Here is a 14,930-nt window from a genome sequence, read left to right as displayed (position 1 = left end):
GGTTGGTGAAGCAGACCCGCGATCGCGAGGGGAAGCCGGCGGGCGCTCACGCCCGCCTTCCGGAGCTCCGGAAGGTCCCCACCCGGTTGGGTGTCATCGCGGCGACCATCGCCACCCTCCTCTTCGCCGTCCCCGTCGGCTCCGCCGTCGCCGATCCCAAGCCCTCCCTGAAGGACCTGTCCAAGCAGGCCGAGGAGCTCCACACCCAGATCGAGACGCTCAGCGAGGAGTTCAACGGTCAGCGGGAGAAGCTCAAGACCGCCAAGAAGTCGGCTGAGGCGGCCCGGAAGACGCTGTCCACCAGTGAGGCCGATCTGGCCGCCAAGCGCGCCAAGGCCGCGATGCTGGCCCAGAACGCCTACATCAACGGCGGCTTCGGCCAGGCACTGAACTTCGCCACCTCCGAGGACCCCGAGAGCTTCCTCGACCGGGCGGCCACCACCTACGCGCTGGAGCAGCAGCAGGGCTTCGAGGTCAACCAGGTGACCACGGCCAGGGCGGCCGCCGAGCAGGCGAGGGCCAGCGCCAAGACGCGCATCGACGAGGTCGAGAAGATCGTCGAGAACCTCGGCACCAAGCGCGACAAGATCACCGCGCTCGTCGCCAAGGTCGAGAGCAGCCTCTTCAAGCGGGCGATCGGCGAGGCGGGCCGTCCCGGCACCCGGGCCTCGCGGGTCAATCTGCCGGTGATCGGCGCCGGCAAGGCCGCCACGGCCGCCAGGTGGGCGCTCACGCAGCAGCTCAAGCCGTACGTCTGGGGCGCCGAGGGGCCGACCTCGTACGACTGCTCCGGCCTCGTGATGGCTGCCTACCAGCGGGTGGGCATCTCACTGCCGCACTACACGGGCGACCAGTGGACGGCCGGACGGCACATCTCCAAGGAGGAGCTGCGCGCCGGCGACCTGGTCTTCTTCTATGGCGACCTGCACCACGTCGGCATCTACATCGGCGGCGGCATGATGGTCCACGCACCGCAGACCGGTGACGTCGTGCGGATCGCGTCCATCGCCCGCCGTCCGTTCGCGGGCGCCGTACGCATCGCCGACTGACCTCCGCGCGCCACAGGCACTCCGACGGCCGACGCTTCGGCCGCCGGCACAGTGACAGCAGGTGCTCTCAGAGCCTAAACCCCCACTCACAGCAGGTGCTCTGGCGGTCGGCTCTCTGACAGCTGGGGCCCTGGCGGCTGGGCCGGTCGAGCGGTCAGATGAGCTGGCGGCGGGCGGCCCAGGCCACGGCCTCGATCGCGGTGGCGACTCCGATGCGGTCGCAGATACCCCGTAGTCTCCGGCGTACCGTGCGCCCGCTGATATCCAGTCGTCTGCCAACGCGATCAACCGTGACCCCCTTGGCAAGCTCCGCCAGCAACGCAAGATCCGCGTGGCTGAGCTCGACGCTCTCAGTGAGCACATACATCGGGAGCCCTCCCCCCAACAGCAGAACTCGAGACGTCTATGTCCGAGCAGGACTGCTGTTCGTCTCGCAGACGGTAAACGCATTCTGGAAAGGTCGTCAAGCCAGCGAATACCGCCCTCTGACCATCGCCATTGACATGATCCGCTGTATGTGAAGTACTCCCCATATGTCGGCACACTTCGGGGCCAGATGAGGGATCACAGCCGTCCTTACAACGGCTCCGGCGCGAGCCCCGCGGACTCGCTGGACTTCGATCCATGGAACGCGAATATTATTCGCACTTCATAGGCGCGATATCGGAAATGTGGCTGCTTGCGGCCGGGTCGGCAGGGCGCGCCAAGGAGTATGAACGGTTCAGGCACCGGAGGAAGGCGTCGTCCATCGCGGCCCGTCGCGGGCGGCCGAGAGATCGCTTGCCCGGCGCGCCGGGCCGCGTCAAGGAACCGGCGAAGGTCGCCGCCCGCGTTCTCCTACTCGCCGCAGGAGACCGGACCGCTGTCAACCCCATCGCCGGCGGTGCCCGTGCGCGGGCGACGCGAACCGGTTCGGCCCGGCGTGGGAGCCGGGCCGACCGCCTTCGGTGACAGGCGGGTCAGTTGGTCGGCTTGACCAGCGGGAACAAGATCGTTTCCCGGATGCTCTTGCCGGTGAAAGCCATGATCATCCGGTCGATCCCGGCCCCCATGCCACCCGTGGGCGGCATGGCGTACTCCAGCGCCTGCAGGAAGTCCTCGTCGAGCTGCATGGCCTCCACGTCGCCCCCGGCGGCCAGCAGTGACTGCTCCACCAGGCGCCGGCGCTGCTCGACCGGGTCGACGAGCTCGGAGTAGGCGGTGCCCAGCTCGGTGCCGAACCCGATGAGGTCCCACTTCTCGGTCAGCAGCGGGTTGTCGCGGTGCTGGCGGGTCAGCGGGGAGGTTTCCAACGGGTAGTCCATGACGAACGTCGGCTGGATGAGCGTGTGCTCGACGAGGGCCTCGAAGATCTCCTGGACGAGCTTGCCCTGGCCCCACTTCGGGTCCCAGTGGATGTCGCGCCCGTCGGCGAATTTCCGGACCTGCTCGAGCGGGGTGTCGGTGGTGACCTCCTCGCCGAGCGCCTCGGACACCGCCCCGTACAGCGTGATGCGCGGCCACTCCGGGATGCCCAGGTCCACCTCGACGCCGTCGTGGACGACCACCGAGGTGCCCAGCGCGGCCAGGACGGCCTTCTGGTACATCCGCTGGGTCAGGTCGGCCATGTCGTTGTAGTCGAGGTAGGTGCCGTACGCCTCGATCATCGTGAACTCGGGGTTGTGCGTGGAGTCCGCGCCCTCGTTGCGGAAGTTGCGGTTGATCTCGAAGACCTTCTCGATGCCGCCGACCACGAGCCGCTTCAGGTAGAGCTCGATCGCGATGCGAAGGTAGAGCTCCATGTTGTACGCGTTGATGTGGGTCTTGAACGGCCGGGCCGTCGCGCCGCCGTGGATCGGCTGCAGCATGGGCGTCTCGACCTCGAGGTAGCCCTCCTCATGCCAGAAGTCGCGCACCGCGCGCACCGTGGCGCTACGTATGCGGGCCATCTCCCGGGCCTCGTCATTGACGATGAGGTCGACGTAGCGCTGGCGTACGCGGGCCTCTGGGTCGGTGAGGCCGACGTGCTTCTCCGGCAGCGGGCGCAGGCACTTGGCGGTGATCTGCCAGCGGTCGGCCAGGATCGACAGCTCGCCGCGGCGGGAGGTGATGACCTCGCCCTCCACGCCCACGTGGTCGCCCAGGTCGACGTCGCGCTTCCAGGCCGCCAGCGACTCCTCGCCGACCTTGTCGAGCGAGATCATCACCTGTAGGTCGCCGCTGCCGTCGCGGAGTGTGGCGAAGCAGAGCTTGCCGCCCACGCGGTTGAGCATGACGCGGCCCGCGACGCCGACCTTGTCGCCGGTCGCGGTGTCCGGGTCGAGGGCCTGGTATTTCTCCCTCACCTCGGCGTTGGTCGCCGTGCGGGGAAAGGTCACCGGGTAAGGATCGACGCCTTCACTGCGAAGGCGGTCGAGCTTCTCCCTCCGGATGCGCATCTGCTCGGGAAGTTCGTCGCTCACAGCATCAAAGAGTAGGGGATATGGCGAACTGCAAGGGCTCGTCACTTCTCTGCAGGGTGGCTGCAAGAGCTCTCCCTTACCAATGACACATCGAGCTCAGGGGGGAACCGGCAAGGCGCCGGCCCAGGGGGAGCTCAAGGAGAGATCATGATGAAGAAGCTCGCGACCGGCCTCGCCGCCGTCGCCGCCACGAGCGCGCTGGCCCTTGCGCTGCCTTCGGCCGCCAGCGCCAGCACCGCCGACTCCGACTCCTGGGGTCCGGTTTACTCGCAGCACTACCAGGCCAAGGCCTCCGGCTGGGTCAGTGTGGACTGGAACGACGACGACCACGAGTCGAACACGATCACCGTCAGGGGCAAGCTCTGGGACCTGGACCACCGTAGCTACGACGAGGGCGGCAAGTGCGCGTACGTGAAGTTCCAGGCCAGCGACTTCGACGACAACTGGTCGACGGTCTACACCAAGAAGTACTGCGGCTACCCGGCCTTCAAGCGCTTCTCCTTCGACAGCGACGACGTCTCCAGCCTCCGCGTGAAGGTCTGCCAGATCGACCTGCACGGCTCCCACCCGCGCAACTGCGGCAGCTGGAGCGACCTGTACACCGGCGACTCCGAGTAACCGGCCAGGTAGAGACAGTCCACGAACGCAAGCGGCCCCCTCACCCGAGCGGGGGGCCGCTTGTTCATGCCGTGTTCCTGTTGTAGATCAGCCGCAGGCCGATCAGCGTCAGCCACGGCTCGTGCACGTCGATCGAGCGCGACTCGCCCACCACCAGCGCCGCGTGCCCGCCGGTGGCCACCACGGTCACCTCGTCGGGGTCGTCGGCCAGCTCGGCCGTCATCCGCTCGACGATGCCGTCGACCTGGCCCGCGAAGCCGTAGATGATGCCGGCCTGGAGCGCCTCGACGGCGTTCTTGGCGATGACCGAGCGCGGCCTGACCAGCTCCACCTTGTGCAACTGGGCGCCCGCCGCCGCCAGGGCGTCGACGGAGATCTCGATGCCGGGCGCGGTGACCGCACCGATGTACTCGCCCTTGGCCGACACCGCGTCGAACGAGGTCGCGGTGCCGAAGTCGACGATGACGCAAGGGCCGCCGTACTGGTCGATGGCCGCCAGCGCGTTGACGATCCGGTCGCTGCCGACCTCCTTGGGGTTGTCCATGCGAACGGGCACGCCGGTACGTATGCCCGGCTCCACGATCACCGCGGTCACGTCGCCGTAGTAGCGGCGGCACATCTCGCGCATCTCGTTGAGCACACTCGGCACGGTCGAGCAGATCGCGATGCCGCTGACATCGGCCCCCTTGAGCAATGGAGACTGGGTGAGCAGCCCTTGAAGCACGACCGCGATCTCGTCGGCTGTGCGGCGGGCGTCCGTGGCCAGCCGCCAATGCTCGATGACTTCCTCGCCCTCGAACAGGCCGAGCACCGTGTGCGTGTTGCCGACGTCGATCGTGAGCAGCATCGATTACCCCCGTAGATCCAGTGCGATGTCGAGGGCCGGCGCCGAATGCGTGAGGGCTCCCACCGCAAGGTAGTCAACGCCAGTTTCGGCCACAGCGCGGGCCGATTCCAAGGTCAACCCTCCACTAGCCTCAAGCTTCGCCCGATTTCTCACGATGTGGACGGCTTGGGCGGTCTCCTCGACCGTGAAGTTGTCGAGAAGGATCTCCTCGGCGCCTTCTTCGAGCACCGGGCCGAGCTGGTCGATCCGGTCCACCTCCACCTCGATCGGCAGCTCCGGATAGCGCTCTCTCACCGCGCGGAACGCCTCGGCCACGCCGCCGGCGGCGACCACGTGGTTGTCCTTGATCAGCGCCGCGTCCGACAGGGACATTCGGTGGTTGACGCCGCCGCCGCGGCGCACCGCGTACTTCTCCAGCGCCCGCAGGCCGGGCAGCGTCTTGCGGCTGTCACGCACCCTCGCCCGGGTGCCGCTGACCGCCTCGACCCACCTGCCGGTCAGTGTCGCGATGCCGGACAGGTGCGTGAGCAGGTTGAGCGCGGTGCGCTCCGCCGTCAGCAAGCCCCTGACCGGGCCCTCCACCGTCATCAGTACGTCGCCCGCGCGGACGCGCTCGCCGTCCTTGGCCCGCCGTTCCGTACGGGCCGCGCCCAGCCGGACGAACACCGCCTCGGCCACGGCCAGCCCGGCGACGATGCCGTCCTTGCGGGCCACCACGTCCGCGATCGCGCGCTGCTCCGCCGGAATGGTGGCCAGGCTCGTCACGTCGCCCGCCTCCTGCAGATCCTCGGCGAGCGCCCGGTCGATCAGCGCGTCGATCTCCGCCGGATCCAGCCCGGCGGCGGCGAGCTCCTGCGCCAGTCGCGGCGGCGTGGTGTCGCCGTGCGGCGTGTACGTCATCTGGGGCCCCTCCTCGGTCAAGGTCACGTCCAGGTGGCCCAGCCAGTCATTGTCGTCCCGCTCGGGGAAGTCCTCGCGCCAGTGCGAGCCGCGGGTCTCCAACCGGGCCCGGGCCGCGCCCACCAGCACGGTGGCCACGGTCAGCAGGTTCGTGGCCTCCCAGGACTCGGTACACGGCGACACCTGGACCGGGGTCCAGCGGGCGTCGCGGAGCGCCCGCGCCGTCTCCGCGAGCGACTCGCGACTGCGCAGCACGCTCGCTCCCCCGCTCATGCGGGCCTGGACCTTGGCGCGGATCCGCGGGTCGGCCAGGCCCGTGACCGCCCGGCTCGCGACCACCTCGCCGGGCACCGACGCCTCTTCCGGCCGTACCGACGCGTGGATGTCCGCGGCGATGCGCTCGGCGAAGACCAGGCCCTCCAGCAGGGAGTTGGACGCGAGCCTGTTCGCGCCGTGCACGCCCGTGCAGGCGACCTCACCGCACGCGTAGAGGCCCTCGATGGAGGTACGGCCGTGCAGATCGGCTCTGACCCCGCCGCTGGCGTAGTGGGCGGCCGGGGCGACGGGGATGGGCTCGGTGGCCGGGTCGATGCCGTGCTCGCGGCAGACCGCGTAGATCGTGGGGAAGCGGGTCTTCCACCGGTCCGCGCCGAAGTGGCGGCCGTCGAGGAAGACGTGGCTCTGCCCGCTCTCGAGCATCGTGCGCGTGATGGCCTTGGCGACGACGTCGCGCGGCGCCAGGTCGGCCAGCTCGTGCACGCCGCTCATGAACGCGCGGCCCTCATGGTCGATCAGGAAGGCCCCCTCGCCCCTGACCGCCTCGGAGATCAGCGGCTGCTGCCCGGTCGACTCCTCACCGAGCCACAGCACCGTGGGATGGAACTGGACGAACTCGATGTCGCGCACCACGGCCCCCGCCCTGAGCGCGAGGGCGACGCCGTCGCCGGTGGAGACGACGGGATTGGTGGTGGACGCGTACACCTGCCCCATGCCGCCGGTGGCCAGCACGACCGCCCGCGCGTGCACCGCGCCCACGCCGTCGCGGGCGCCCTCGCCCATGACGTGCAGCGTCACGCCCCTGGCCCGGCCGCGCGCGTCCGTCAGCAGGTCGAGGACCAGCGCGTGCTCGATGACCTCCACCGCGCCCGCCCTGACCGCCTCGACCAGCGCCCGCTGCACCTCGGCCCCGGTGGCGTCGCCGCCCGCGTGCACGATCCTGTCGCGCCGGTGACCGCCTTCCCGGGTGAGCTGGAGCTCGCCGTCGGGGGTCCGGTCAAACTGGGCGCCGCGCTCCATCAGCCGCCGCAGCGCGCCCGGCCCCTCGGTCACCAGCGTCCGTACGGCCCGCACGTCGGACAGGCCCACTCCGGCGATCAGCGTGTCGTTCAGATGCTCGTCGGGACTGTCGTGCGGGTCCAGCACGGCCGCGATCCCGCCCTGGGCCCACCGCGTCGACCCGGACGAGAGCACGTCCTTGGTGACGACGAGGACCTTGGCCGCGGGGTCCAGCTCGGCATAGCGCAGGGCCACGGTCAGCCCGGCGATGCCGGAGCCCACGATGACCACGTCCGCCTCGGCGATCCAGCCGGGATCGGGGGCCGTCAGTCGGAGGGGAATCGCCGGTGCGCTCATGGAGTCTCCTCATTGAGGCGATTTCGTCAATATGACGATAACTCACCGGCGAAGATGCTGACTCCCGGGGGTGGCTCAGTCCGCCAGGTACGCGTAGAGCTGCGGCGATGCTTCTGTCAGGTCGGATCGAGCGACAGGACGGCATTGTCGATCAGCCGGGTGGTGCCGACCTTGGCGGCCACCGCGAGCACCGCCTCGCCCCGGTATGACTCGCTCACTTCGGCGAACGTGGCCGGATCGACGAGCACCAGGTAGTCGAGCGCGAGCCGGGGAGCAGCGCCCTCGAGTACGGCCAGCGCCGCCGCCCGGATCCTGGCCGGGACGGACCCCGCCCCCTCCAGAAGGGCCGTGGCCGGCACGGCTCCCGCCCCCTCCGGAAGAGCCGTGGCCGGGGCGGACTCCGCCGCGCCCGCCCGTAGGGCCCTGGAGAGGGTGAGGGCGACCTGCCGCTCGTCGGCGGACAGGTAGCGGTTGCGGCTCGACAGCGCCAGGCCGTCGGGTTCGCGGACGGTCGGCGCGCCGACGATGTCGATCGGCAGGTCGAGGTCGGCGACCATCCTGCGGATCATGGCGAGCTGCTGGGCGTCCTTCTGCCCGAAGACCGCCACGTCGGGTTGGACGAGGTTGAACAGCTTGAGCACGACCGTGAGCACACCGTCGAAGTGGCCGGGCCGGACGGCGCCCTCGACGATCGTGCCCATCTCGCCCGACTGGACGCTGACCTGACGGCCAGGGGGATACATGTCGTCGGCCGACGGGGCGAAGACGACATCCACGCCCTCGGCCCGGCACGCCTCCAAATCCGCGTCGAACGTCCTCGGATAGCGGGAAAAATCCTCGTTTGGCGAAAATTGCAGAGGATTGACGAAGATGCTGACCACGACGTGGTCGGCGCGTACGCGGGCCTCGCGGATCAGGGAGCGGTGCCCCTCGTGCAGCGCACCCATGGTGGGCACCAGCGCGACGCTCCCCTCGCCGCGCGCTTTGACCAGGTCGGTGCGGTTCTTGGCGACGATCAGGTCCATATGTTGCCTCCGAGCGCGTCAAGCAGGCGCTCGGCCTCTTCGGGCTTCAACAGCCCCGCGGCGAGCGCGCGGTCCGCCGTGAGCCTAGCGAGGGCGATGTAGGCGTCGGCCGCCTCGGGGGCCGCCAGGATCAGCGCGTCGACGTGCTTGCGCACGGTGCCCGCGTCGCCCCGCACCACGGGACCGGTCAGCCCGGCGATGCCGAGCCGCAGCACGTTGTCGAGCGCCGCGCCGAGCAGCGGGCCGAGCATGATGCCCGGATGCTCCACGCCGATGCTCCGCAGGAGCTCCTGCGACTCCGCGATGAGCGTGACCATGTGGTTGGCCGCCCCGGCCAGGGCCGCGTGGTAGAGGGCACGGTCGGCGTCGGCGATCCAGACCGGCTCGCCGCCCATCTCGATGACCAGGGCCTCGGCGATGGGCCTGAGCGTGTCGGGCGCGGTCACGCCGAACGAGATGCCGGTGATGCGGTTGAGGTCGTCGTCCCTCCCGGTGAATGTCATCACCGGATGGAGCGCGAGCGGCAGCGCGCCCGCCCTGGCGGCCGGCTCGAGCACCGACAGCCCGTACGCGCCGCTGGTGTGCACGAGCAGCTTGCCCTGCAGGTCCGCGCCGGTCGAGGCCAGACCGTTGATCAGATCGGGCAGCGCGTCGTCGGGCACGGTGAGCAGGATCAGCTCAGCCGTCTCGACGACCTCCTCGGGCCGGGTCGGCCGCACGCCGAGCCGCTCCGCCGCCCACCGGTGCGAGGCGTCGGAGACCCCGCTGGCGGCGACCACATGATGTCCGGCCTGCGCCAGTGCGGCACCCAGCACCGAACCCACCTTGCCCGCGCCCAGCACGCCCACGGCCAGCCGCGCCGGCCGATCCCCTGCGTCCATGACGTCCCACCCCTGTCGACCCTGATGGCACTGCCGCCCAGCGTAACGGCCGCTCGCGACTACGTACGTGACCAGGCTTTTGCCGCATGTTGAGTTACCCAAAAAAGGGACAAGGGGATATAAAACGCGCACCCCCTGTCGGAAGAGATGAGGAGAGGGGTTCATCTCGTGGTGGCGGGCGCCGAGTTGTGACCCGACGCCCGCGTAGATCCCTTGGGTTCGTGAGATAGTCCAGGCATGTGGCTCACCTGGCGCGCCGCGATGCAGCACGCGCTGTACGGCGAGGACGGTTTCTACCTCCGCGAGCGCCCTTCAGGCCACTTCCGTACGTCGGTCAGCGCCTCGGCCGCCTTCGCCGACGCGGTTCTGGCCCTGCTCACCCAAGTCGACGCCGACCTCGGCTTCCCGGAGGGCATCGACCTGGTCGACATCGGCGCGGGAGAGGGCGTCCTGGTGGCTCGCGTGCTCGACGCCGCCGATCCCGGGCTGCGCGCCAGGCTCAACATCACCGCCGTCGACCTCTCACCCAGACCCGACGACCTGCCCAAGAGCATCGACTGGCGCCCTCGGATCCCCTCCGTCATCACCGGGCTGGCGATCGCCAACGAGTGGCTGGACAACGTCCCGCTCGACGTGGCCGAGCAGACGGCCGACGGGCCGCGGCTGGTCCTGGTCGACACCGAGACGGGCGAGGAACGGCTGGGCGAGCCCGTGCCAGACACCGACCGTGCCTGGCTCGACCGGTGGTGGCCGTCGCTGAGCCGCATCGGCTTCCGGGGGGAGATCGGGTGCCCGCGCGACGCCGCGTGGGCGGCCGTGGTGACCCGTCTCAGGAGGGGTCGCGCGGTGGCCATCGATTATGCACACCCTGTGGATAACCGTCCGTGCCATGGCACACTCACCGGATACCGCGACGGCGCGGTCGTGGCGCCCATCCCCGACGGTACCTGCGACATCACCGCGCACGTGGCGCTCGACTCGTGCGCCGAGGCCGGTCGGCGGGCCGGTGCGATATCCACAGGCTTGTCCACACAGCGCGATGCGCTAAGGGCTCTGGGGGTCACCGGCACGCGTCCGCCCATCGACCTCGCCCACGCCGATCCGACGGCTTATCTCCAGGCCCTGGCCCGCGCCTCGGAGGAGGGCGAACTGATCGACCCGAGGGGTCTCGGCGGCTTCGGATGGCTCGTCCAGGACCGCCGCTGACACCCCTCCAGGAGGAGTCTCTAGCCTGTCGTCAGGTCGAGGGACGTCAGGCCGCGGATGACGTAGCCCGGCTTCCACTCCGGCTCGCGGGCGAGCTCCAGCTTCGGCGCCCGCTCCAGCAGGGCGCCGAACGACTCGATCAGCTCGATGCGGGCCAGCGGCGCTCCCAGGCAGAAGTGGATCCCCGCCCCGAAGGAGATGTGCGGGTTGTCCGGCCGCCCCACGTCGAGCCGGTCAGGGTCGTCGAACACCGCCTCGTCGCGGTTGGCCGAGCCGAACAGCAGCGCGACCTCGGCCCCGCGCGGGATCTCGACCCCGTGCACCTCGATGTCCTCCAGCACCCACCGCTCGAACAGCTGCAGCGGCGTGTCCCAGCGCATCAGCTCCTCGACGGCCGTGGGCAGCAGGCCGCGGTCCTCGCGCAGGCGGACCAGCTCGGCGGGGTTCCTGAACAGGGACCACCAGCCGTTGCCCGTCACGTTCACGGTCGCCTCGTGACCGGCGTTGAGCAACAGCACGCAGGTGCCGATCAGCTCGTCCTCGGTGAGCTCCTCGATCGCCGCGAGCGCGCTGATCAGGTCGTCGCCCGGCCGGACGGCCCGCTCGCGGGCCAGGTCCGCGAGGTAGGCGGCGAACTCCGTCGCCGCCTTGGCGGCCACATGCTGCGACTCCACGCTCGGGTTCAGTTCGTACATCCGGCAGATGTCGGCCGACCAGGGGCGCAGCAGGTGCCGGTCCGCCTCGGGCACGCCGAGCATCTCCGCGATGACGGTCACCGGCAGTGGCTCGGCCACCTCGGCGATCAGGTCGCCGCCGCCCTTCTCGACGAACGCCCCGACCAGCCCCTCGGCGATGGCCCTGACCCGGGGGCGCAGCGACTCGACCATGCGCGGGGTGAACGCCTTGGAGACCAGCCGGCGCAGCCTGGTGTGCACCGGCGGCTCGACGTCGAGCATGCCGGCCCTGGTCACCCGCCAGAACGGCTCCTGGAACGCCGGCTCCTCCGGCCTGCCGAACTCCTCGTGCGTGGCCACGTGGAGGTAGGAGCGGCCCAGCCGGCGGTCTCTGAGCAGCGCGTTCACGTCCGCGTGCCGGGAGATCAGCCACTGCCCCGTCGGCTCGAAGTAGCTGACGGGGGCATCACGCCTCAGCTCCGCGTACGCGCCATAGGGGTAGGCAACAAAATCCGGATTCCAGGGATCGAAGCGCACTTTTTCATCTTATGAGGAGGCTTGCTTGGCGTGCCTGCTCCGCATCCGGATGTTGAGCAGCTCCACGATCACCGAGAAGGCCATCGCGAAGTAGATGTAGCCCTTGGCGATGTGCTGGCCGAGCCCCTCGGCGATGAGCACCACCCCGATCAGCACCAGGAACGCCAGAGCCAGCATCTTGATGCTCGGATGCTTGTCCACGAACCTGCTGATCGGCCCCGACGCGAACAGCATGACCAGTACCGCCACGATCACCGCGGCGATCATCACGCCGAGCTCGTCCACCATGCCCACGGCGGTGATCACCGAGTCGAGCGAGAACACCACGTCCAGCACCATGATCTGCACGATCACCGAGGCGAACGACGTGACGGCCCGGCCCTTGCCGTCCTCCCCCTTCAGCTCCATGCTGTGCCCGATCTCGGTGACGCTCTTGGCCAGCAGGAACAGGCCACCCAGCAGCAGGATCAGGTCACGCCCTGATATCCCGTAACCGAAGACCTCGAACAGCGGCTCGGTCAGCCGGACCACCCACGACAGCGCCAGCAGCAGGAGCAGCCGGCTGATCAGCGCCGCGCCCAGGCCCAAGACCCGGGCCCTGTCACGCTGCTCCGGCGGCAGCTTCCCGGCCAGGATGGAGATGAAGATGATGTTGTCGATGCCGAGCACGATCTCTAGTGCGACCAGGGTGAAAAACCCGATCCAGATCTGTGGGTCAGCCACCCAGTCCAGCATTAGTACTCCTCGCAGCAGGGGTTTCCGTTACCAACGAGGCAGAGGCCGCATAAGTTCGCGGTTGCGATTGATGGCCGGGTGTCGGTTATAGTGCGGATGTAGGTCATGAGTGCCAGCGCACAGCCCCGGCTTGCTGGCCGGCAACCCTCGCGTCCGCGGCGGGGTGCCCCGGGTGAAGACCTGGTCCGTCACGAGGTGTGACGGGCAAGCGCGGGCTCGCTGGGTGTTCCGGGGGTCCGATGGCCCCAGGAGGTTCGCCGTGTCCACGTTGACGATCTTCAGCTCCCTGCCCGCCCAGGCCACCGAGGCGCCGGCTGCCGAGCGCACCCGTCCGATCCCCGCCGTGCTGGGCGCCGACCTGGAAGTGCCGGTCAAGGGCGGCAGGCTGGTGACGTACGCCAACCTCGACTACGCGGCGAGCGCCCCCTGTCTGGAGCCGGTCAGCGCCGCCGTCACCGCCGCGCTCCCGGCCTACTCCAGCGTGCACCGCGGCGCGGGCTACGCCTCCCAGCTCACCACCGCCCGCTACGAGCAGGCCCGCCACACGGTCAGGGCCTTCGTCGGCGCCCGCCCCGACGACGCCGTGATCTTCACCCGCAACACCACCGACGCGACCAACCTCCTGGCCCGCTGCCTGCCCGAGGGCACGACCGCGGTCGTCTTCGACACCGAGCACCACGCCTCGCTGCTGCCCTGGAAGCAGTCCGTACGGCTGGCGCCGCCCGCCTTCCCGGGCGAGGCCGTCCGCGCCGCCGACGAGGCGCTGGCCGGGATCGACGGCCCCAAGCTGCTCGTGGTCACCGCCGCCTCGAACGTCACCGGCGAGCTCTGGCCGATCGCCGCCCTGGCGCACATCGCGCACCGCCACGGAGCCCGGATCCTGGTGGACGCCGCCCAGCTGGTGCCGCACCGGCGGCTCAACCTGACCGCGCTCGACCTCGACTACGTCGCCTTCTCCGGGCACAAGCTCTACGCGCCCTTCGGGGCCGGAGTGCTGATCGGCCGCCGTGACTGGCTCTCCTCCGGCGAGCCGTACCTCAAGGGCGGCGGCGCCGTGCGCTCCGTCGACGAGGACATCGAGTGGCACGAGGACGCCGAACCGCGTCACGAGGCGGGCACCCCGAACGTCCTGGGCGCCATCGCCGTGGCCGCCGCCTGCGACGCCCTCAGCGCGACCGGCTGGACCGCGCTGGTGCGCGAGGAGGAGCGGCTCATCGCCCGGCTCCGGTCCGGTCTGGCCGCGATCGAGGGCGTGCGTGAGCTGTCGCTCTGGGGACCGGACCAGCCGCGCGTGGGCATCGTCTCATTCGTCGTGGACGGGCACTCGGCGCGCGAGGTGGCCGAGGTGCTGTCGGGCGAGTACGGGATCGGTGTACGTGACGGCAAGTTCTGTGCGCACCCGTTCGTCCGGCACCTGCTCGGCACCTCAGATGGCGGCTGCGATGACGACACGGCGTCCGCCGTCCGCGCCTCGATCGGCATCGGCACCACGGAGGAGCACGTGGACCGCCTCATCGACGCGCTCCGCGACCTCGCCGCCCGCTGAGGTCAAGCGCTCGGCGAACGCCCGCACGACCGGCTGAGGTCACGTGCTCGGCGAACGCCCGCACGAACGGCTGAGGTCACGTGCTCGGCGAACGCCCGCACGACCGGCTGAGGTCAAGCGAACGTCCGCGCCACGAACTGAGGTCAAGCGCTCGGCGAACGTCCGCGTGACGGCTCGTCGGCGACGATGTCGTCGATGTTCCGCATCTCACCGTCCCGGGCTGCCGGTTGCACCGGCCTGGGGGCGGTGTCCGCCTCCGGGGCGGCCTCCGGCCTGATGGAGGTGGGTGGAGCGTGGCCGGCGAGATCCTTCTCGGCCGCGCGACGCTCGGCGCGCCGCCGGTAGCTGCCATGCAGGATGCCGTCGATGCCGATCCGGCCGCCGCCCACCGCCAGGAGCAGCAGACAGGCCACGGCCAGCGCACCGGCGAGCTCCCAGCCGCCGCTCTGCACCAGGATGCCACGGGCACCGTGGACGAAGATGATCGCGCCCAGCATGTCGATCAGCAGCCCGAGAGCCGCCAGCCGGACCAGCAGGCCGATGATGAGCAGGACCCCTCCGATGGTCTCCACGAGGATGGCGAACCCGGCCGAGAGCTGCGGCAGCGGTATCCCCATCTGGTTGAAGGCGGCAGCCGTGATCGGCACCCCGATCTGCATCTTCTGCCACCCGTGGGTCACGAAGATCACGCCGATCGCCACCCGCGAGATCAGGGCAGCAAGATCGAAAAGATTTCTTTGCACGGTTTTCTCCCCCCGTTCCCGATGTTCCTCCCCTGTCCAGTGGGCGGAATGCACCGATATAGGGTTCCTTGACCTCTTCCTGTGCTGGATCACCAC

At 69.8% G+C, this 14,930-nt stretch carries 13 protein-coding genes and 1 riboswitch; of the genes, 4 read left to right on the top strand and 9 right to left on the bottom strand.

All coding sequences use genetic code 11. From position 1 onward, the window contains the following. Positions 1–5 precede the first annotated feature (5 nt). Positions 6–1,049, top strand: a complete 1,044-nt coding sequence (locus AB0H88_RS40820) for an NlpC/P60 family protein (protein WP_357653941.1) — start codon at positions 6–8, stop codon at positions 1,047–1,049. Positions 1,050–1,203: 154 nt separating this feature from the next. On the opposite strand, the gene AB0H88_RS40815 is transcribed toward AB0H88_RS40820, so the two are convergent. Next, positions 1,204–1,416, bottom strand: coding sequence for a LuxR C-terminal-related transcriptional regulator (locus AB0H88_RS40815; protein ID WP_357653940.1), 213 nt, complete (start codon positions 1,414–1,416; stop codon positions 1,204–1,206). A 592-nt stretch (positions 1,417–2,008) separates the two neighbouring features. Beyond that, positions 2,009–3,490 (bottom strand): bifunctional lysylphosphatidylglycerol synthetase/lysine--tRNA ligase LysX, encoded by a 1,482-nt coding sequence (gene lysX / locus AB0H88_RS40810; protein WP_357653939.1) that lies wholly within the window; start codon positions 3,488–3,490, stop codon positions 2,009–2,011. A 147-nt stretch (positions 3,491–3,637) separates the two neighbouring features. Here lysX and AB0H88_RS40805 point away from each other — a divergent pair, with 147 nt between their 5' ends. After that, a complete protein-coding gene (locus tag AB0H88_RS40805; protein ID WP_357653938.1) occupies positions 3,638–4,108 on the top strand; it encodes a hypothetical protein in 471 nt (156 codons plus the stop codon). 64 nt (positions 4,109–4,172) lie between these two features. Here the strand turns inward: AB0H88_RS40805 and AB0H88_RS40800 are convergent, their stop codons facing one another. The 4 genes from AB0H88_RS40800 to AB0H88_RS40785 all read right to left on the bottom strand — a co-directional run bounded on the left by AB0H88_RS40800 (position 4,173) and on the right by AB0H88_RS40785 (position 9,393). Then, the gene (locus AB0H88_RS40800) at positions 4,173–4,955 is read right to left on the bottom strand and encodes a type III pantothenate kinase (protein WP_357653937.1); all 783 of its coding nucleotides are present in this window, start codon (positions 4,953–4,955) and stop codon (positions 4,173–4,175) included. Between the two features lie 3 nt (positions 4,956–4,958). Then, positions 4,959–7,487, bottom strand: coding sequence for an L-aspartate oxidase (locus AB0H88_RS40795; RefSeq protein ID WP_357653936.1), 2,529 nt, complete (start codon positions 7,485–7,487; stop codon positions 4,959–4,961). Between the two features lie 116 nt (positions 7,488–7,603). After that, complete coding sequence (panC, locus tag AB0H88_RS40790) at positions 7,604–8,512, bottom strand: pantoate--beta-alanine ligase (RefSeq protein WP_357653935.1); 909 nt, start codon at positions 8,510–8,512, stop codon at positions 7,604–7,606. Beyond that, positions 8,503–9,393, bottom strand: a complete 891-nt coding sequence (locus AB0H88_RS40785; RefSeq protein ID WP_357653934.1) for a DUF2520 domain-containing protein — start codon at positions 9,391–9,393, stop codon at positions 8,503–8,505. The genes panC and AB0H88_RS40785 overlap by 10 nt, the downstream gene beginning before the upstream one ends. A gap of 237 nt (positions 9,394–9,630) precedes the next feature. Here AB0H88_RS40785 and AB0H88_RS40780 point away from each other — a divergent pair, with 237 nt between their 5' ends. Then, positions 9,631–10,599 (top strand): SAM-dependent methyltransferase, encoded by a 969-nt coding sequence (locus AB0H88_RS40780; RefSeq protein WP_357653933.1) that lies wholly within the window; start codon positions 9,631–9,633, stop codon positions 10,597–10,599. Between the two features lie 20 nt (positions 10,600–10,619). Here AB0H88_RS40780 and AB0H88_RS40775 read toward each other — a convergent pair whose 3' ends face one another. Both AB0H88_RS40775 and AB0H88_RS40770 read right to left on the bottom strand, forming a co-directional pair. Then, complete coding sequence (locus AB0H88_RS40775) at positions 10,620–11,810, bottom strand: cytochrome P450 (RefSeq protein WP_357653932.1); 1,191 nt, start codon at positions 11,808–11,810, stop codon at positions 10,620–10,622. 9 nt (positions 11,811–11,819) lie between these two features. Then, positions 11,820–12,545 (bottom strand): TerC family protein, encoded by a 726-nt coding sequence (locus tag AB0H88_RS40770; protein ID WP_357653931.1) that lies wholly within the window; start codon positions 12,543–12,545, stop codon positions 11,820–11,822. A 101-nt stretch (positions 12,546–12,646) separates the two neighbouring features. Beyond that, a riboswitch (SAM riboswitch) is annotated at positions 12,647–12,762 on the top strand. Positions 12,763–12,831: 69 nt separating this feature from the next. Here AB0H88_RS40770 and AB0H88_RS40765 point away from each other — a divergent pair. Next, complete coding sequence (locus AB0H88_RS40765) at positions 12,832–14,091, top strand: aminotransferase class V-fold PLP-dependent enzyme (RefSeq protein WP_357654001.1); 1,260 nt, start codon at positions 12,832–12,834, stop codon at positions 14,089–14,091. Between the two features lie 143 nt (positions 14,092–14,234). Here AB0H88_RS40765 and AB0H88_RS40760 read toward each other — a convergent pair whose 3' ends face one another. Then, positions 14,235–14,834, bottom strand: a complete 600-nt coding sequence (locus AB0H88_RS40760; RefSeq protein WP_357653930.1) for a DoxX family protein — start codon at positions 14,832–14,834, stop codon at positions 14,235–14,237. Between the last annotated feature and the right edge of the window lie 96 nt (positions 14,835–14,930).

The organism is Nonomuraea sp. NPDC050680 (assembly GCF_040654555.1).
Classification (GTDB): Bacteria; Actinomycetota; Actinomycetes; order Streptosporangiales; family Streptosporangiaceae; genus Nonomuraea.
Note: the sequence above shows the minus strand (reverse complement) of the source record. Positions and strands in the feature narration are given on the sequence as shown.

Coding starts and splice junctions, on each gene's coding strand:
- AB0H88_RS40815 (WP_357653940.1), bottom strand. CDS start 1,416: ATGTATGTGCTCACTGAGAGCGTCGAGCTCAGCCACGCGGATCTTGCG.
- AB0H88_RS40805 (WP_357653938.1), top strand. CDS start 3,638: ATGATGAAGAAGCTCGCGACCGGCCTCGCCGCCGTCGCCGCCACGAGC.
- AB0H88_RS40800 (WP_357653937.1), bottom strand. CDS start 4,955: ATGCTGCTCACGATCGACGTCGGCAACACGCACACGGTGCTCGGCCTG.
- AB0H88_RS40795 (WP_357653936.1), bottom strand. CDS start 7,487: ATGAGCGCACCGGCGATTCCCCTCCGACTGACGGCCCCCGATCCCGGC.
- panC (WP_357653935.1), bottom strand. CDS start 8,512: ATGGACCTGATCGTCGCCAAGAACCGCACCGACCTGGTCAAAGCGCGC.
- AB0H88_RS40785 (WP_357653934.1), bottom strand. CDS start 9,393: ATGGACGCAGGGGATCGGCCGGCGCGGCTGGCCGTGGGCGTGCTGGGC.
- AB0H88_RS40780 (WP_357653933.1), top strand. CDS start 9,631: ATGTGGCTCACCTGGCGCGCCGCGATGCAGCACGCGCTGTACGGCGAG.
- AB0H88_RS40770 (WP_357653931.1), bottom strand. CDS start 12,545: ATGCTGGACTGGGTGGCTGACCCACAGATCTGGATCGGGTTTTTCACC.